At 64.7% G+C, this 17,609-nt stretch carries 18 protein-coding genes; 12 read left to right on the top strand and 6 right to left on the bottom strand.

The window, feature by feature from the left end; all coding sequences use genetic code 11:
- Window positions 1-61: 61 nt before the first annotated feature.
- On the bottom strand, window positions 62-2,035 hold the full coding sequence (locus tag AC2FNY_RS12330; protein WP_234144318.1) for a long-chain fatty acid--CoA ligase: 1,974 nt from the start codon (window positions 2,033-2,035) through the stop codon (window positions 62-64).
- Between the two features lie 316 nt (window positions 2,036-2,351).
- Between AC2FNY_RS12330 and AC2FNY_RS12325 the strand changes: the two genes are divergently transcribed.
- The 3 genes from AC2FNY_RS12325 to AC2FNY_RS12315 all read left to right on the top strand — a co-directional run bounded on the left by AC2FNY_RS12325 (window position 2,352) and on the right by AC2FNY_RS12315 (window position 5,378).
- Complete coding sequence (locus AC2FNY_RS12325; RefSeq protein WP_496802627.1) at window positions 2,352-4,250, top strand: PAS-domain containing protein; 1,899 nt, start codon at window positions 2,352-2,354, stop codon at window positions 4,248-4,250.
- Window positions 4,247-4,954 (top strand): response regulator transcription factor, encoded by a 708-nt coding sequence (locus AC2FNY_RS12320; protein ID WP_234138709.1) that lies wholly within the window; start codon window positions 4,247-4,249, stop codon window positions 4,952-4,954. The genes AC2FNY_RS12325 and AC2FNY_RS12320 overlap by 4 nt, the downstream gene beginning before the upstream one ends.
- A 127-nt stretch (window positions 4,955-5,081) precedes the next feature.
- Window positions 5,082-5,378: a hypothetical protein gene (locus tag AC2FNY_RS12315; protein WP_234138708.1), complete on the top strand. Its 297-nt coding sequence runs from the start codon at window positions 5,082-5,084 to the stop codon at window positions 5,376-5,378.
- A gap of 48 nt (window positions 5,379-5,426) precedes the next feature.
- Here AC2FNY_RS12315 and AC2FNY_RS12310 read toward each other — a convergent pair whose 3' ends face one another.
- Window positions 5,427-6,308, bottom strand: coding sequence for a LysR family transcriptional regulator (locus tag AC2FNY_RS12310; RefSeq protein WP_496802626.1), 882 nt, complete (start codon window positions 6,306-6,308; stop codon window positions 5,427-5,429).
- 89 nt (window positions 6,309-6,397) lie between these two features.
- On the opposite strand from AC2FNY_RS12310, the gene AC2FNY_RS12305 reads away from it, so the two are divergent.
- Window positions 6,398-6,679, top strand: a complete 282-nt coding sequence (locus AC2FNY_RS12305; RefSeq protein ID WP_234138706.1) for a DUF1330 domain-containing protein — start codon at window positions 6,398-6,400, stop codon at window positions 6,677-6,679.
- Here the strand turns inward: AC2FNY_RS12305 and AC2FNY_RS12300 are convergent.
- Together AC2FNY_RS12300 and AC2FNY_RS12295 are read right to left on the bottom strand one after the other, a co-directional pair.
- Complete coding sequence (locus AC2FNY_RS12300) at window positions 6,676-7,371, bottom strand: SGNH/GDSL hydrolase family protein (RefSeq protein ID WP_234167460.1); 696 nt, start codon at window positions 7,369-7,371, stop codon at window positions 6,676-6,678. The two genes, AC2FNY_RS12305 and AC2FNY_RS12300, sit on opposite strands and share 4 nt — an antisense overlap.
- Window positions 7,372-7,469: 98 nt before the next feature.
- Window positions 7,470-8,654 carry a Zn-dependent hydrolase gene (locus AC2FNY_RS12295; protein WP_496802625.1) on the bottom strand — a complete coding sequence of 395 codons (1,185 nt, stop codon included), beginning with the start codon at window positions 8,652-8,654 and terminating at the stop codon, window positions 7,470-7,472.
- 163 nt (window positions 8,655-8,817) lie between these two features.
- On the opposite strand from AC2FNY_RS12295, the gene AC2FNY_RS12290 reads away from it, so the two are divergent.
- Genes AC2FNY_RS12290 through AC2FNY_RS12270 form a run of 5 tightly spaced genes read left to right on the top strand, consistent with a single transcriptional unit; the run spans window position 8,818 to window position 12,563 of the window.
- Entirely contained in the window at window positions 8,818-9,468 is a 651-nt protein-coding gene (locus AC2FNY_RS12290) for a histidine phosphatase family protein (RefSeq protein WP_496802624.1), read from the top strand.
- A gap of 9 nt (window positions 9,469-9,477) precedes the next feature.
- Complete coding sequence (locus AC2FNY_RS12285; RefSeq protein ID WP_496802623.1) at window positions 9,478-10,092, top strand: glutathione S-transferase family protein; 615 nt, start codon at window positions 9,478-9,480, stop codon at window positions 10,090-10,092.
- A 14-nt stretch (window positions 10,093-10,106) separates the two neighbouring features.
- The gene (locus tag AC2FNY_RS12280; protein ID WP_496802622.1) at window positions 10,107-11,159 is read left to right on the top strand and encodes a saccharopine dehydrogenase; all 1,053 of its coding nucleotides are present in this window, start codon (window positions 10,107-10,109) and stop codon (window positions 11,157-11,159) included.
- A complete protein-coding gene (locus AC2FNY_RS12275) occupies window positions 11,159-11,407 on the top strand; it encodes a SemiSWEET family sugar transporter (protein ID WP_234144326.1) in 249 nt (82 codons plus the stop codon). The genes AC2FNY_RS12280 and AC2FNY_RS12275 overlap by 1 nt, the downstream gene beginning before the upstream one ends.
- A 13-nt stretch (window positions 11,408-11,420) precedes the next feature.
- Window positions 11,421-12,563 (top strand): saccharopine dehydrogenase family protein, encoded by a 1,143-nt coding sequence (locus AC2FNY_RS12270; protein ID WP_496802621.1) that lies wholly within the window; start codon window positions 11,421-11,423, stop codon window positions 12,561-12,563.
- Between the two features lie 111 nt (window positions 12,564-12,674).
- On the opposite strand, the gene AC2FNY_RS12265 is transcribed toward AC2FNY_RS12270, so the two are convergent.
- Window positions 12,675-12,992, bottom strand: a complete 318-nt coding sequence (locus AC2FNY_RS12265) for a DUF3775 domain-containing protein (RefSeq protein WP_234138692.1) — start codon at window positions 12,990-12,992, stop codon at window positions 12,675-12,677.
- A gap of 163 nt (window positions 12,993-13,155) precedes the next feature.
- On the opposite strand from AC2FNY_RS12265, the gene AC2FNY_RS12260 reads away from it, so the two are divergent.
- Together AC2FNY_RS12260 and AC2FNY_RS12255 are read left to right on the top strand one after the other, a co-directional pair.
- On the top strand, window positions 13,156-14,229 hold the full coding sequence (locus AC2FNY_RS12260; protein ID WP_234237415.1) for a trifunctional transcriptional activator/DNA repair protein Ada/methylated-DNA--[protein]-cysteine S-methyltransferase: 1,074 nt from the start codon (window positions 13,156-13,158) through the stop codon (window positions 14,227-14,229).
- Window positions 14,226-14,993, top strand: a complete 768-nt coding sequence (locus tag AC2FNY_RS12255) for an isocitrate lyase/PEP mutase family protein (RefSeq protein WP_496802620.1) — start codon at window positions 14,226-14,228, stop codon at window positions 14,991-14,993. The genes AC2FNY_RS12260 and AC2FNY_RS12255 overlap by 4 nt, the downstream gene beginning before the upstream one ends.
- A gap of 16 nt (window positions 14,994-15,009) precedes the next feature.
- Here the strand turns inward: AC2FNY_RS12255 and AC2FNY_RS12250 are convergent, their stop codons facing one another.
- Window positions 15,010-15,573, bottom strand: coding sequence for a helix-turn-helix domain-containing protein (locus tag AC2FNY_RS12250; protein ID WP_496802619.1), 564 nt, complete (start codon window positions 15,571-15,573; stop codon window positions 15,010-15,012).
- A 179-nt stretch (window positions 15,574-15,752) separates the two neighbouring features.
- Here AC2FNY_RS12250 and ilvD point away from each other — a divergent pair, with 179 nt between their 5' ends.
- A complete protein-coding gene (gene ilvD / locus AC2FNY_RS12245; protein ID WP_496802618.1) occupies window positions 15,753-17,585 on the top strand; it encodes a dihydroxy-acid dehydratase in 1,833 nt (610 codons plus the stop codon).
- Window positions 17,586-17,609 lie beyond the last annotated feature (24 nt).

The raw sequence follows: 17,609 nt of genomic DNA, 5'->3' as shown, positions 1-17,609 counted from the left end.
GCTGACGGGACGGTGGGCGGGGCGATGCGCCCAAAGGGCGCGAGCGGCGTCCCGCCGGACCTCATTCCGCTGCCACCTGCTGCGCGGTGGTCGCCACGACCTTGGCATCGCAAACCGTCAGCGTCGCCTTGATCGCGCCCTTTCGGCCGTCCTCATAGGTCACCTCGGTCACGGTCGAGACCTTTTCGGACCCGTCATAGAGCGCGGCGATGATGTCGGCGAACTTCTCTTCGACGATGCGGCGGCGCACCTTGCGGGTGCGGGTCATCTCGCCGTCATCGGCATCCAGTTCCTTGTGCAGCACGACAAAGCGATGCACCTGGCAGCCCGACAGCATCGGGTCCTCGGCCACCGAGGCGTTCACCGTCTCCACATGCGAGCGGATCGTTTCCAGCACCTTGGGATGACCCGCCAGTTCCTGATAGCTGGCATAGGCGATGTTGTTGCGCTCGGCCCAGTTGCCCACCGCCGTAAGGTCGATGTTGATGAAGGCGACGCAGCGGTCCTTGCCATTGCCGAACAGCACCGCCTCGAGGATGTCGGGATAGAACTTCAACTTGTTCTCGACATATTTGGGCGCGAACATGCTGCCATCGGCCATCTTGCCCACATCCTTGGCGCGGTCGATGATGCGCAGGTGGCCCGAGCCTTCCTCGAAGAACCCGGCATCTCCGGTGGCGACCCAGCCCTCGGCATCCTTGGTCGAGGCCGTGCTTTCGGGGTTCTTGTAATACTCCACAAAGGTGCCCGGCGAACGATAGAAGATCTCGCCATTTTCGGCGATCTTGATCTCCACATCGGGGGCGGGCACGCCTACGGTATCGGCGCGCACCTGGCCATCGGGCTGCACGGTGATGAACACCGTTGCCTCGGTCTGGCCGTAGAGCTGTTTCAGATTGATGCCCAGCGAGCGGTAGAAGTCGAAGATTTCGGGTCCAATCGCCTCGCCCGCGGTATAGCCTACGCGCACATTGCCAAAACCCAGCGTGTCCTTGAGCGGGCCATAGACCAGCGCATTGCCGATCGCGTATTTCAGGCGGTCACCGGCGCTGACCGGTTCACCATCCAGGATCTTTCCGCCCACCTTCTTGGCATGCGCCATGTAGCGGTGGAACATGTTCCGCTTGAGCGGGCTTGCATCCTCCATCCGGATCATCACGTTGGTCAACTGTGTCTCGAACACGCGCGGCGGGGCAAAGAAATAGGTCGGCCCGATCTCCCGCAGGTCGGTCATCATCGTATCCGCGCTTTCGGGGCAGTTCACGCAGAAGCCGCACCAATAGGCCTGACCGATCGAGAAGATGAAATCGCCCACCCAGGCCATCGGCAGATAGGAGAGGATGTTCTCGTCCTTGGTCAGATTGTCGAACTTGGCCGAGTTCTTGGCGCTTTCGATCACGTTGCGGTTCGACAGCACCACGCCCTTGGGCTTGCCCGTCGTGCCCGAGGTATAGAGCATCACGCAGGTATCGTCATAGGTGATCTCTGCAATCCGCCGATCAAGCTCGGCGTCGAACCGGTAGTGCCCGGCGCGCCCCTCGGCCATCAGGTCTTCGAGCGCGTTCATCTGGCTGTGGTCGTATTTCCGCATGCCGCGCTTGTCGGTGTAAAGGATGTGCTGGACCTGGTGCACGGTCTCCTGGATCTCGATGACCTTGTCGACCTGCTCCTGATCGCCGCAGACAACGAATTTGGCGCCGCAATGCTCCATCACATAGGCCATCTCTTCGGCCACCGCGTCCTGATAGAGCGGCACCGGCACGGCGCCCACCATCTGGGCGGCCACCATCGACCAGTAATGCGCGGGACGGTTGCGACCGATCACGGCGACATGATCGCCCTTTGCCACACCCAGCTCCAGAAATCCCAGCGCCAGCGCACGGATCTCTGCGGCGGTTTCGGCCCAGGTCCAGCATTGCCAGATGCCGAATTCCTTCTCCCGATAGGCGGGCCGGTCCCCGTATTGGGTTGCGTTGCGGTTAAGCAGCGCCGGAAGGGACTGAAGCCCCTCTGCGCCAGACTGCGTCTGAGCCAATCTCTTTCTCCCTCCCGTTGCCGACCCGCTCCTTCGGGCCGGACATCATCGCCTGCGGATACCGACCAGACGATTCTGCCCCATCAGGGACAGGCGTATTGATCGGGGCCAATATTTTCGTGATGTTTTCGCAATTCTTACGAATTGTAACAGGCCTCTCCCTGCGTCATTTCACCCGACCCCGCGCAGGCACGAAACCCTCACCCCTCTTGCGCCGGAACGCCAGGCTGGCGTTTTGCCGCTGCCACGAGACGGACAAGAACCTTTTCCCCCTGTCACGCCGGTGCTAGCCATGGCGCCAAGGGGGATATCAGCCATGGACAGGAACGATCAGTGGATCAAGGCCATGACCAGTGCCGGTCTGAACCTGATCGCTCAGGGCCTGTCGATCTATGACAACAACCTGCGCCTCGCCGTCAGCAATCGGCGCTTTCAGGAAATGTTTCACCTGCCCGACCGGCTGATCCGACCCGGCGCCAGGTTCGACGACACCATCCGCTATATCGCCGAGCGGGGCGATTACGGTCCGGTCGACGATATCGACGCACTGGTCCGCAGCCGGGTCGAACAGGCGCTGGCCTTTGTCCCGCACTATTTTGAACGGGTCCGTGCGAATGGTCAGGTCATCTCGATCGAGGGGGCACCGCTGCCGCAGGGGGGATGGGTCACCGTCTATACCGACATCACCCGTACCAAGCGGATCGAGGAATTGCTGCGCGCCCGCTCCGAGGAACTCTCGGGCCAGCTGCTGGCCCATGCCGAGGAGCTGGGCGCCACCAACCGCAAGCTGGCCGCGACCATCAGCGCGCTGGAAGAGGCGCAGCGCCAGCTGACCGAGATCGAGGCGCGCACCCGCCTGACCACCGAGATGATGCCGGCCCATATCGCCCATGTGGACCGCGACGGCCATTACACCTATTCCAATCGTCGGCTGAGCGCGGTGATGCCCGGGAGACCCTCGGACATTCTGGGCCTGCATATCTCCGACGCTCTGGGCCCGGATGCCTTTGCCAAGATCGGTCCGCATCTGGAGGCCGCTTATGGCGGCGACAGCCCGGTCTTCGAATTCAACGAGGCGCATGATTCCCGCCGCATCCGGGTTGCCTTTACCCCCGACGGGGCGGGCGGGGTCTATATCCTGTCGATGGACGTGACCTCGGAAACCCAGGCGCGTGTCGCCCTGCAACAGTCGCGCCGCCGCGCCATGGCGGCGCAGATGACCAGCGGGCTGGCGCATGATTTCTCGAACCTTCTGACCATCATCCTGGGCATGATGTCGAAGATGGAGAAGATGGACCTGCCCGAAGAGGCGGCCGAACTGGTCTCGGCCACACAGGCCACGGCACAGCGGGGCGGGCGCCTGCTCAATCGGATCGCCGACATGACCGGCAACCGCACCCTGCGCCCGCGCGCCACCGACATGCACGGGCTGCTCGAGGATCTCAAGCTGCTGGCCACCCCCAGCCTGCCGCGCGGCATCGGGCTGAGCGTTCTGGACCACACGCCCGACGAGGCGCTGATGCTGGATGCCGGCATGTTGCAGGACGCGCTGCTGAACCTTGTGCTGAACGCGCGCGATGCCTGTGGTGCCAATGGCCAGATCACCATCAGTGCCCATGCTATTTCACGCATCTGGATCGAGATTGCGGTGACCGACACCGGGCCGGGGTTCTCCAAAGAGGCGCTGGAAAAGGCGCTGAACCCGTTCTTTACCACCAAGGGGAGCGAGGGGTCGGGACTGGGCCTGCCCATGGTCTATGACATGGTCAAGCTGGCCGGTGGCGACATGCGCATCGCCAACACCCCGACCGGCGCCGCCATAACCCTGCGCCTGCCTTATCGTGCGGCGCCGCAGGTACAGGGCGGTCTGGCGCTGCTGGTCGAGGATAACGAGGACCTGCGTTCCACCTTTCGCGACATGCTGGTCGAACTGGGGTATTCGGTGATCGAGGCCACCTCGGCCGACGAGGCCAGCGCGCTGGCCGCCGATATCGAGGATATCGCGCTGGTGCTGTCCGACATCAAGCTGGAAGGCGACGCCACTGGCATCGACCTGCTGAAACGATTGCCCAAGTCGCTGCCCTGTATCCTGATGACCTCGCTGCCGCTGTCCGACCCGCTGCACCGCGAGGCATTGACGCGCGGCCCGATGCTGCGCAAGCCCTTTACCCGCGCGCAACTGGCCGCGCTGCTGCGACCCGAGGAGGTATCATGACCGCCCCGCTCGTCACCATTCTGGACGATGAACCCGAGATCCGCCTGATCCTGACCGAGGCGCTGGCCGAGGCCGGGTTCCGTACCCAGAGCTTTTCGCGCGCCCGCGAGTTCGAGGCCTCGCTGAAGCGCGTGACGCCGGATGTCTGCCTGGTGGACCTGTCGCTGCCCGATACCGACGGGCTGGCATTGGTGCACCGGCTGGCGCTGGAACAGGGGGCGACGGTGATCATCATCTCGGGCCGGGCGCAGGTGCAGGACCGGGTCACCGGGCTGGAACTGGGCGCCGACGACTATATCACCAAACCGTTTGACCCCGCCGAGGTGGTGGCCCGCATCCGCGCCCGCCTGCGCGACGGCCAGCGCGGGCCGGTTTCGGGGGGTGGTGACACCGCCGAGTTCAACGGCTGGACCGCCCATTTCGACCGCTACGCGCTGGAAGACGACACCGGCGCCGAAACTCCGTTTTCCCATGCCGAAGGCGAGGTTCTGCGGCTGTTCCTGGAAAGCCCGAAGCGTCTGATCAGCCGGGCCCAGATGCAAGAGGCATTGGGCGGCGGTGCCGGCGACAGCTTTGACCGGGCCATGGATGTGCGCATCTCGCGCCTGCGTACCAAGCTGCGCGAAGACCCCAAGAACCCGCGCCTGATCAAGACGATCTATGGGGCAGGTTACATTTTTCTGGGCGATGTCAGCTGGCGCTAGGATCGGGGCCCCGGGCCACAGAGTTGACCTGTACGGCCCGCCAGCGATAGACTCCTCTACGGAAGCGCGGACTCATAGAGCGGCGGCAGCAATGCCCGTCGCAGTCTTGGCGCAACGGGAGGCTGCCATGCATTCCTATCTCGAAATCCGCAAGCGCATGCTGTTCAAGGCAGTACGCCGCTATACCCTTGCCGACATGGCCTGGCGGCAGAGTCTGGAACAGGCCGCGACCCTGGTGCCAGGCGCCATGGGACGGAGCTATTTGATGATCGGAAATCCGGGTTCTCGCGTGCGGCGTCTTTTTGACGAGCGGGACCGGGCGATACAACGCCTGACAGCGGCGCAGGCCAAGCTGCACGAGGCACGCGCCCGTATCGGCGGTCAGCAAGCCGAAGCGCATATCCTGTTGATCGCCCGCCACTGAGGCCGACGCACGGTTTCGGAGCGACGCCATCGCCCGCAGCCGCGCGGGTCAGGCCACGAAAAGCGGCCTGTTCGCCTTGAACCAGGGTACCAATACCTCGCGAAAGGCGCGTGGTTTCGCCGCCCGCCAGACATCGCGATGCGCAACCACCCAGATATCGGCGTAGGGCTGCGGCGGCAGTAGCGGCACCTGCACCAATCCCGGCGTGGCCCGGCCCAGAAACAGCGGCATCCGCACCGCGCCCAGCCCCGCCTGCGCGGCACCGACCATGGCCGCCATATCATCAAATACCAGACGCAGCCGGGTGTTCGGATACTGCTCCAGCACCACCTGAGGCACACGTGGGTTCTGTTCATAGGCGATCCAGTCCACCGCTGTTGCCGGATCGGCGGCCAGCCGTTCGGCCAGGCCCGGCGCGGCAAAACTGGCCGACTGTTGCGAACACAGCCTGAGCCCGGTCAGCGTATCGCCCGGACTGCGGCTGATACGGATGGCCAGATCGGCCTCGCGCCGGGTCAGGTCCAACAGGTCGTTGGTGGCCCTGAGCCGGATCTGGACCTGCGGATGCGCTTCGGCAAAACGCGCCATGACCGGTGCGACATGCGGCCCGACAAGGAGTTGTGGCGCGGTGATCACCAGCTCTCCGTTCAGGCTCTGGTCGCGGCCTTGCAGGCGGCGCAACAGATCGTCCTGCCGCGCCTCCATCCCGGCGGCGTGTTCAGCGACCAGCCGACCGGCATCGGTGGCGCGGTACCCGTCGGCCAAACGTTCGAACAAGACCTCGCCCAGCGCCGCCTCGGCCCGCAGGATCCGCCGCGACACGGTGGTATAGTTGAGGTCGAGTTCCGCCGCAGCCGCAGCAAGCGTGCCACCGCGCACCACAGCCAATACCGTTTTCAGATCGTCCCAGTCGATTTGCATGACGTGCATTTATGCATGTTACCCATGCATTACCACGCGTTTTTGCCACACATCCGCGTGATTATGCTCTTTCCATCGCAACCGAGAAGGAGACCCAGATGATATACGCTGTTTTCAAGGCCACCATAACCAACCCCGACGCCCTGGCCAGTTATCGCGAAAGGGCCGGCGCCGCGCTGGCCCGTCACGGCGGCAAGGTCGAGACCGCAACACCCGCCCCAACTGCCCTGGACGGAACGCCCGACATCCCAGACGTGGCCGCACTTCTCAGCTTCCCGGACGCCGCAGCCGCGCGCGCCTGGATCGACGACCCGGACCTGGCCGAGCTGCACGGCCTGCGCCGCAGCGCAGGCAGCTCCGAAATCCTGCTTTTGGGTTAGGGCCGCGCGTTCAGCTGACGGATCGCCGAGGCCAGCCGCTCTGCCACCTTGCGGCTGGTCTTGCGCGACGGGTGGATCAGGTCGGGCGCGAAATAGGTCAGACCACCGGGGGGCACGATATCCTGCATCGAAATGTAGAACACGCCCTCGTCAGTGTCGGCAAAGCGTGCAATCCGCGCTTCCAGCTCGTCACCGTCGTTCTTGCAGTGCTCGATCGGGGTCAGCAGATTGGGGCTGCGCAGGTAGCCCGGATAGATCACCCGCGCCCCTTCGGCGCGAATGCGGCGGATCAGATCCGGGATCTGGCCATTCTCACCGTCGGCCGAAATCAGCCGGTTCATCACCGTACCGCAGCTCCCACAACCGCATCCGAACAAAAGATCGTTGCCCCCTCCATTGACCACGACCCACTCCCAATTGCCAGGTTCATATTGATAGGGCACGTTCAGCCCGCGCCCCTCGTCGCCCTCGTCCCGGGTCAGCATCCAGGCACCGCTGAAGGACCGGTCCACTACCGGCTGCCCCAGCTCTTTTGCCATCACATCCGGTATCGAGCTGCCCAATGCCGAGTTCCACGACAACAGCGAATCGCCGATCGCCAGGATGCGCGCATCCTGATTGCGGCTCACCGAGTCCTGGCAGGCTGCCAGAATTCCGTAAAAGGAGATAAGGAACAAAAGCGTGCGTAACATTCAGTCGCGATCCTCGGGCAAACTTGAGTTGATTGTCTGCCTATAAAGTGACTGTGAAACCGGGCAGAAACATGGCGCCCGACGGGCATTCCAACGGTTCACCCAAGGGCCCGCACCGCGTGCTCAAGAACCTGCAATCCAGCGACAAGGTCTTCTTCGTCGGTATCTTCAGCAAAGTCGTGACTGATCCCGCCGATCGAAGGGACAAACAGCATCGCCACCGGCATCAAGCGCGACACGTTGGTGGCATCGTGCAGCGCGCCCGACGGCATGCGCCGCCATCGTCCCGGCGCCACCGCTTCGGCGCCCCGTTCCAGTGCCGCGCGCAGGGCCGGGTCCATCGCCACCGGCTCCAGCCCCAGCAGCGGACCAAAGCTCAGCGTCATGCCGCGCGCCTCCGCCACCTCTTGCGCCGTGGCGCGAATGATCTCCTCCATCCGCGCCAGCCGGTCCGTGTCGCCATCCCGCCACTGCATCGAAAACCGCGCCCGCCCCGGGACAATGGACGAGGCATTGGGATGCAGGCTGACATGACCGATGGTCCAGACAGTGCGCGGGGTGACCACGTTGCGGAACCGGTCATTAAGGCGCGCATTGAACTCACCCAGCGCCTGGAAAGCATCGCGGCGCAGATGCATCGGCGTGGTGCCGGCATGGTTCTGCTGACCCTCAAATGTCACCTTCATGTCCCGAATCCCGACGATATCGCTGACCACCCCGATCTGCTCGCCCTCGGCATCCAGCGCCGGGCCCTGTTCGATATGCATCTCGACAAAACCGGTAAACTGCGACGGGTCGACAAAATCACCGGCCAGATCCGCCATTGCCGCCCGCGCGCTGGCAAAAGACTCGCCCGCGTGATCGGTCAATCCATCCGCCTCGGACAGCGGCAGATGCCCCGACCAGATCGCCGATCCGGTGGTGACCCCGAACCGCCCTTCCTCGTCCTGGAAACTGACCACGGAAACCGGGCGCTCGCTGCTCCGCGCAACCTCCAGCGCCGCGATCACTCCCAATGCGCCGTCCAGCCAGCCGCCCTCGGGCTGGCTGTCGGAATGCGACCCCATCAGCAGCGACGGCCCCTCGGCCAGACCAAAGAGATTGCCGACCGGGTCGAACCGCACGTGCAACCCCGCCTCCTCCATCCGGCCCGCCAGCCAGCGGCGTGCGGCGATATCCGCCTCGGAATAGGCCGGCCGCACCACGCCCTTGCCGACCCCCGCCGCACCAAAGCTGCGCAGCCTGTGCAGATCCTCCAGAAACCGCTCCGCGTTCACCGTCATCGCCTGTCCTCCCATCCCTTCATTCCGCTGAAAATACTCCCGCCGGAGGCATCCGCAACCAACCACACGCACCGCCACCCGCGAAATTCGCACCCTCGGCGCCAAACCCCTCTGGCCCCCGCCCCGATCCTTGCCTAAGAGTCTGCCCGAACCGGAGGATGACATGTCTCACATCACGCTGATCCGCCACGGACAGGCCAATACCACAGCCCGCGATGAGGCAAGCTATGACCGGCTCAGCGAACTGGGCCACCAGCAGGCGCGCTGGCTCGGGGCGCATCTGGCCGACACCCGCGCCCATCATCCCCGCGTCTATTGCGGTACCCTGACCCGCCACATGGAGACCGCCGCCAGCATGGGGCTGGCCGATGTGGTGCAGGACCCGCGCCTGAACGAGATCGAGTATTTCACCCTCGCCCAGCTGTTCGAGGCGCAGCATGGCGTCACCATCCCCGAGGATCGCGAAGGCTTTGTCGAGCACCTGCCGATGACCTTCACCGCCTGGGCCGAGGGCCGCATCCAGGACGCACCCGAAAGCTTCGAGCAGTTCGAAACCCGTGTTCAGACCGCGCTCTCCGAAATCGCGCAAGGGTCGGGCCCGGCCATCGTGGTCACCTCGGGCGGGCTCATCTCGATGGTGATGCGTCAGGCGATGGGGCTGGACATACCGGCCATGGCGCGGGTGGCCCTTGCCATCATGAACACGTCGATGCATCGTCTCTACCCGATCGGCACGCATCTCAGCCCGGTGCTGTTCAACGCCGTCCCGCATCTGGAGGCCCCAGAGCGGCAGTTTGCCCAGACGCATCTCTAGGGGGATCCGATGCAGCTCTATTGTGCACCCGGCACCATTTCCGTGGCCGTCGCCATCGCGCTTCACGAGGCGGGGCTCGAGCATGAAAAGGTTCAGCTCGACTTTGGCGCCGCCGAACAGACCAGACCCGCCTACCACCAGATCAACCCCAAGGGCCGGGTCCCGGCTCTGGTGGTGCCGGGCGGCGTCCTGACCGAGACCGGGGCGCTGCTGGAGTTCATCGCCGACAGCGCGCCCGACAAGGGGCTGGTCCCCGCCGATCCGCTGTTGCGCGCCCGCATGCGCGAGGTGATGTATTACCTTGCCTCCACCATGCATGTGAACCACGCCCACAAGCTGCGCGGCGCGCGCTGGGCCGATCAGGAGAGCAGCTGGGCCGACATGCGCGCCAAGGTGCCCCAGACGATGACCGCCTCTGCCGCTTATGTCGAGACGAACGGGCTGCGCGGCCCCTTCGTGCTGGGTGAGGCGGTCAGCATCGCCGATTGCTATCTCTACGTGGTCACCGGCTGGCTCGAGGGCGACGGGGTCGACCTGGAACCATTTCCGAAAATCCGCGCCTTCCGCGCCGCGATGGAGGCGCGCGCCTCGGTTCAGGCCGTCAAGGCCGCCGGTCTGCTTTGAACAAAGGACAAGACATGACGCATCTCTGGGTCCGGGCCGAACAGCGCCCCAACGAGGAACGGGTCGGGCTGACCCCCGAAGGCGCCGCCGCGCTGATCTCTGCCGGTCTCCGGGTCACGGTCGAGGAAAGCTCGGTCCGCGCCATCCCATTGGGCGGCTACCGCGACGCGGGCTGCGAAATCGCGCCCGAGAACAGCTGGCCGGATGCCCCGAGCGACGCCATCATCTTTGGGCTCAAGGAATTGCCCGAGGACGGCACGCCGCTGCCGCATCGCCACATCATGTTCGGCCATGCCTTCAAGGGGCAGCATTCCGGCCGCCGGTTGCTGGAACGGTTCAAGGCCGGAGGCGGCACGCTTTATGACCTGGAATACCTGGTGGACGAGACCGGCCGCCGGGTCGCGGCATTCGGCTATTGGGCGGGCTATGCCGGCGCGGCTGTCACGCTCAAGGCCTGGGCCGCGCAGCAACAGGGTGGCATCTGCGGCCCGGTGGGCGTCTATGCCAGCAAGGACGCGCTGAACGCAGCACTTGCCGCAGAACTCGACGCCACCGGCGCCCCGCGTCCCCGTGCCATCGTGATCGGCGCGCTGGGCCGGGTCGGCACGGGGGCGGCGGATCTCTGCACCGCGATGGGGGTCGAGGTCACCAAATGGGACATGGCCGAAACCGCCAGCGGCGGCCCGTTCACGGAAATCCTGGCCCATGACATATTTCTCAACTGCATCTTTGCCCGCCCCGGCACGCCGGTCTTTGTGCCGCGTTCGGCGCTGGATGCAACCCGCACCCTGACCGCCATCGGCGACGTGGCCTGTGACCCGGACAGCGATTACAACCCGGTGCCGGTCTATGATCGCGCCACCAGCTGGGAGGCGCCGGTGCTGCGCGTGGCCGAGGACCCGGTGCTTGACGTGATGGCGATCGACAACCTGCCCTCGATGCTGCCAGTCGAAAGCAGCCAGGACTATGCCGCGCAACTCCTGCCCTCGCTACTGACGCTGACTGACCTGGATGCAGGGGTCTGGGGCCGGGCACGGGCCACATTCCTTGACCATCTGGAGGGGTGATGGAAATCTATCTCGGTTTTCTTGCCGGCACACTGGGCACCATCTGCTGGATCCCGCAGGCCTGGAAAGCCTGGTCCAGCCGCAACACCGCCGGTCTGTCGCTGCCTTCGAACCTGCTGTTTCTGATGACAGTGTCGCTTTGGTTGCTCTATGGGCTGATGGTCGGTGACTTGCCGTTGATCGTCGCCAATGCCTGCGCCGCGGTGATCGTTCTGTCGATCATCACCGCCAAGTTGAAATTCGGATAAGGGAGATACCCTCATGACCATCCATTGGTGTGGCACCGGCCTGTCGGCCATTCCCGGCCTGCGCCGCCTGATCGAGGCGGGCCATCCCGTCACCGTCTGGAACCGGACCGTCGAAAAAGCCCGTGCCGAGCTGGGCGACTTGACCGACGACATCCGCGCCTTCGACATCGACGCATTGGGCGCGGTGCTGGCCAAGGGCGATGTTGTGGTCTCGATGCTGCCGGGTGACTGGCACGTGCCACTGGCCGAACTTGCGATCGCCAAGGGTGCGCATTTCGTCTCGTCGTCGTACATCGCGCCCGAGATGCGCGCGCTGGACGACCGCGCCCGCGCCGCTGGTGTGAGCCTGGTAAACGAGATCGGCCTTGATCCCGGCATCGACCACCTGATGGCGCATGAGCTGGTGGCCGATTACCGCGCCTCTGACGCGTTCGACGCCCAGAACGATCTCAGCTTCATCTCCTATTGCGGTGGTATCCCGAAACACCCCAACCCCTTCCGCTACAAGTTCAGCTGGTCGCCGCTTGGCGTGCTGAAGGCACTGCGCTCGCCCTCGCGCTCGATCCGCGACTATGCCCCTCTGGATGTGACGCGGCCCTGGGATGCGATCAGCAGCTACACCGCGCCGCTGCCCGCGCCCGAAAGCTTCGAGGTCTATCCCAACCGTGACTCGCTGCCTTTCATGGCACAGTACCATTTCGAGGAGCATTGGCCGGTCAAGGAATTCGTGCGCGGCACCCTGCGTCTCAACGGATGGGCCGATGCCTGGGGCGATGTGTTTCGTGAAATCGAAACGCTGAAGGGCCCCGAGGGCGACGCCCGGCTCAAGCAGATGTCCGACCAGTTCTGGGCCGAGAACGCCTATGACGAGGGTGAACCGGACCGGGTCGTTCTCTGCGTCGGCCTCAAGGCCGAGAAGGACGGGCGCGAGGTCTGGCACAAATCCTATGTGATGGATGCCTGGGGCGACGCGCGCGGCACTGCCATGGCGCGGCTGGTCTCGATCCCGGTCTCTCTGGCGGTCGAGGCGGTTCTGAACCGGGAAATCCCCGCTGGCGTCCAGGCCGCCTCCAGCGATCCAAAACTGCTGGCGCGCTGGATGGGCGAAGTGGGCAAACTGGCCCAGCACCTGCAAATCGTGGATCATACCAACTGACAAGGGCACCGAACCTGCCCCTTCATTCCGCTGCAAATACTCCGGGGGAGCCTACAAAATTCGACGAATTTTGTAGGCCGGGGGCAGAGCCCCCGCCCCCTCGGCCAAATCCTACATCAGATCGTTTTCCACATCCTCTGCCGAGATGCCCAGTGCATCCAGCCCGTTTTCCAGATGATCCGACAGATGCGGCGAGCCCAGTAGATAGTCGGCGCAGGGGGTGGTTGCCTCGGCCTTGGCGGTCTCGATCGCCTCCCCCAGTTCCTCGGCCTCGAAACTGCCGCGTCCGATCCACATGATCGCGACCAACTCGGCCTGTTCGTCCTCGCTCATCCGGTCGATAAAGGCGCGCAATTCGCCCTCGGCCCGATCCAGCTCGCGCGCCATCATCGCCACCTGCGCCACCTTGCGTGCGGAAATCTCCAACATTCTGCCAACTCCTGTTCGCGTGTCCTGTTTCCATCAAACAGGCAACGGCCATCGCGTCTTTGATCTTACGCAAACTCGGCCGCGCGCCAGATGGCACGAGAGAATTGTAATAGGCGCCCGATTTCCGGCGACCCCGGCGCAGCTCTTGCGTTAGGTTCGGAACATGACCGATCTGCTCCTGCCCGACGACGACACGCTTTACTCCGCGCTCACGGCGCGCAATCCCGCCTGGGACGGTCGCGCCTATGTTGGCGTTACCTCTACCGGCATCTTCTGTCGGCTGACCTGCCCGGCGCGCAAACCAAAGCGTGAGAATTGTCGCTTCCTGCCCACAGTGGCGGCCTGTCTCGCCGCCGGATACCGCCCTTGCCTGCGGTGCCGCCCGCTGCGGCCCGAGGGTGCGGGCGACCCTTTGGTAGCCCGCCTGCTCACCGCGCTCGAGACCGACCCGACGCGACGCTGGACCGAGGGGGATCTGACCGAGATGGGCCTCGACCCGTCGACCGTTCGGCGCAGTTTCAAGCGGCAGTTCGGCCAGACCTTTCTCGACATGGCGCGGCAGGCACGGTTGCAGGCAGGGCTGACCACGCTGGCAGATGGGGGGCGTGTGATCGATGCGCAAATCGAGGCCGGATACGAGTCGCCCGCCGCCTTTCGCGCGGCCTTTGCACGGCATCTTGGCCTGCCACCGGGCAGCTTTCGCGCCAATGCAATGCTCCGGGCCGACTGGTTCGACACCCCCCTGGGCGTGATGATCGCGGTGAGCGACCGTACCCGGTTGCACCTGCTGGAATTCGCCGATCGCAAGGCCCTGCCAACCGAACTGAAGCGCCTGCACGCCAGTTGCAAGGGCGATCTGGGCTTTGGTCGATTGCCACCCATCGACCTGGCCCAGGCACAACTGACCGAGTTCCTGGCAGGGCAACGCACCCGGTTCACCCTTGACCTGGCCTTGCACGGCACGCCCTTTACCCGCCGGGTCTGGCAGGCTTTGCAGTCGCTGCCCGCCGGCAGCACGATCTCCTATGCCGAGCTGGCCCGCCGGTTGGGCCGACCCGAGGCGGTCCGGGCAGTCGCGCGTGCCAACGGCGCCAATCAGATCGCGATCGTGATCCCCTGTCACCGCGTTCTGGGCGCGGACGGGGCGCTTACCGGATATGGTGGTGGCCTGTGGCGCAAACAGCGCCTGATCGAGCTTGAACGGGCCTATGCCCAGACCGAAAGGACATGCGCATGAACCAGATCGCCCTTGCCCAATCATTTGCCGCGATGCACCGGCCCGGGCAACCGCTCATCCTCTACAACGCCTGGGATGCAGGCAGCGCGCGGGCCATTGCCAAGGCGGGTGCGCGCGCCATTGCCACCGGCAGTTGGTCACTGGCGGCCGCTCAGGGCTATGCCGACGGACAGCAGATGCCGCTGGAATTCGCGCTGCAAATCCTGGCGCGGATGACACGAAGCGTCGAATTGCCGGTCAGTTTCGATTTCGAGGCGGGTTTTGCCAGTCGCCCCGGTGATCTGGCCACCAATACGGAACGGGTGATCGCCGCCGGCGCGGTCGGGGTGAATTTCGAGGATCGCGTCATTGGTGAACAGGGCCTGCTGCCCTTGCCCGAGCAGGTCGCGCGCCTGACAACCCTGCGCAAGGCCGCCGAGGCGACCGGGGTTCCGCTCTTCATCAATGCCCGTTCGGACGTGTTCTTTCAGGGCAGCGCGCCCGAGGATCATCCAGCCCTCGTGCAAGAGGCGTTGACCCGCGCGCGCGCTTATGGCGACGCAGGCGCGGACGGGCTGTTCCTGCCCGGACTGGTCACGCCAGACCTGATCGGAGAGATCTGCGCCGCTACCTCGCTGCCCGTCAACATCATGCAGACCGGAAAGGCCCCCGAACACGCCCGCCTGGCGGGCTTGGGCGTGGCCCGCATCAGCCACGGCCCCGCCCCATGGATCATGGCCATGGCAGAACTGACCCGCGCGGCAGAGGCCGCCTTGACGCTCTAGCTTGGCCGAACCGGGCTCAGCCCGAAGCCAGGACCGGTCTTTCGCGCGGATAGTGGTGCATGTTCAGAAAGGCCGCGCCCTCGGACCCGGCCCGATAGCCATGCGGCAGGTCGGCGGCAAAGCGCAGGCCTTGCCCCGCGCCCAAGGGCACCCAATCTCCTTCGCGCAGAACCTCCAGCGTACCCTGCAAGATGAACACCTCTTCAGTGACACCAGCAGCATGGGCGGCGCTTTGGTGGCATTGATCGGGTTTCAAGGCGACATGAAAGGTCTCGGCCCCCAAGAGCGGGTCAAAGGGAAACACGATCTTGACCTCGATACTGCCGGGAAAGGTCACGGTGCGAAACAGTCGCGCATCGTTCGGGTCACGCAGCGCGGCAGGGCCGATGAGCGCGCTCAGCGGCATCTGGAACCCTTTGGCGATCTTCCACAGCGTGGCGATGGTCGGGCTCGATTCGCCACGCTCGATCTGTCCCAGCATCGCCTTGCTGACGCCGGTCAGCTCGGCCACCTTGGCAAGGCTCAGTCCCGCCGCGGCCCGCACCTCGCGCAGTTTCAGGGTAATTTCATCCGGCTGCATGCCTTTTGCCCCGCGAATTCTCTTGTGCGTTATAACGTCCATGCTGTAGCGTACGCTATAACGTCCGCCCCTGGCAAACAAGGGCCTGGCTGGGGCCGGACAAGGCGAAAACCAACCGGCGCCTCCAACCGCGCCCTCAGAGATCAACCGCCCGCTGCGGGCAATAGGGAAACAGCAAGATGCCAATGTACCGATCCAGAACCTCGACCCATGGACGCAACATGGCTGGCGCGCGCGGGCTCTGGCGCGCGACCGGCATGACCGACAGCGATTTCGGCAAGCCGATCATCGCCATCGTCAATTCCTTCACCCAGTTCGTGCCGGGACATGTGCACCTGAAGGACCTGGGCCAGATGGTCGCCCGCGAGGTCGAGGCCGCAGGCGGTGTCGCCAAGGAATTCAACACCATCGCGGTGGATGATGGCATCGCCATGGGTCATGACGGCATGCTCTATTCGCTGCCTTCGCGCGAGGTCATCGCCGACAGCGTCGAATACATGGTCAACGCCCATTGCGCCGATGCGATGGTCTGTATCTCGAACTGCGACAAGATCACGCCCGGCATGCTGATGGCGGCGATGCGGCTCAATATCCCCTGCATCTTTGTCTCGGGCGGGCCGATGGAGGCGGGCAAGATCGACATCGCCGATCTGGAAATGACCAAGATCGACCTGGTCGACGCCATGGTCGCCGCCGCCAATGACAAATTCACCGACGAACAGGTGCAGCATATCGAGGAAAACGCCTGCCCCACCTGCGGTTCCTGCTCGGGCATGTTCACCGCCAACTCGATGAACTGCCTGGCCGAGGCGCTGGGGCTGGCGCTGCCGGGCAATGGCTCGACGCTCGCCACCCATTCGGACCGCAAGGCGCTGTTCCTCGAAGCCGGTCGCCGCATCGTCGAGATCACCAAACGCCATTACGAGGGCGAAGAGAAGGGCCTGCTGCCGCGCGAAATCGCGACGTTCGAGGCGTTTGAAAACGCGATGAGCCTGGATATCGCCATGGGCGGCTCGACCAATACCGTGCTGCACCTTCTGGCCATTGCCCATGAGGGCGAGGTGGATTTCACCATGTCCGACATGGACCGGCTCAGCCGCAAGGTGCCCTGCCTGTGCAAGGTCGCGCCCAATACCGCGAATGTTCACATGGAGGATGTGCACCGCGCGGGCGGCATCTTCTCGATCCTGGGAGAGCTGAGCCGCGCCGGGCTGCTGCATGACGGCTGCGGCACGGTACATTCGGCCTCGATGGGCGAGGCGATTGCAAAATGGGACATCAAGGTCGCCAACAACCCCGAGGCCGAGAGCCTGTTCAAGGCCGCGCCGGGCGGCGTGCGCACCACCCAGGCCTTCAGCCAGTCGAACCGCTACAAGGAACTGGATACCGATCGGCAGGGTGGCGTGATCCGCTCCAAAGAGCATGCCTTCAGTCAGGATGGCGGGCTTGCGGTCCTCTTCGGCAATATCGCCGAGGACGGCTGTATCGTGAAAACCGCCGGTGTGGACGCGTCGATCCTGCAATTCACCGGCACCGCCCATGTCTGCGAGAGCCAGGATGATGCGGTCAACAACATCCTGACCGGCAAGGTCAAGGAAGGCGACGTGGTGGTGATCCGTTATGAGGGGCCGCGCGGCGGACCGGGCATGCAAGAGATGCTCTATCCCACCTCCTATCTGAAGTCGAAGGGGCTGGGCAAAGCCTGCGCGCTGCTCACCGACGGACGCTTCTCGGGCGGCACCTCGGGGCTGTCCATCGGCCACGTCTCGCCAGAGGCGGCCGAGGGAGGCACCATCGGTCTGGTCGAAGATGGTGACCGTATCGAGATCGACATTCCCAACCGCCGCATTCATCTGGCGGTCTCGGACGAGGTTCTGGCCGCGCGCCGCGCCGCGCAAGAGGCCAAGGGCTGGCACCCGGCCAAACCGCGCAAGCGCAAGGTGTCGACCGCGCTCAAGGCCTATGCCAAGCTGACCACCAGCGCCGCCAAGGGCGCGGTGCGTCAGGTCTGATCTGGCTCAAGGGGCGGCTCGGTC

This window comes from Ruegeria sp. BHSC223 (assembly GCF_059613025.1).
The sequence above is the reverse complement of the archived record's forward strand: the minus strand, read 5'-3'. Positions and strand labels throughout refer to the sequence as shown.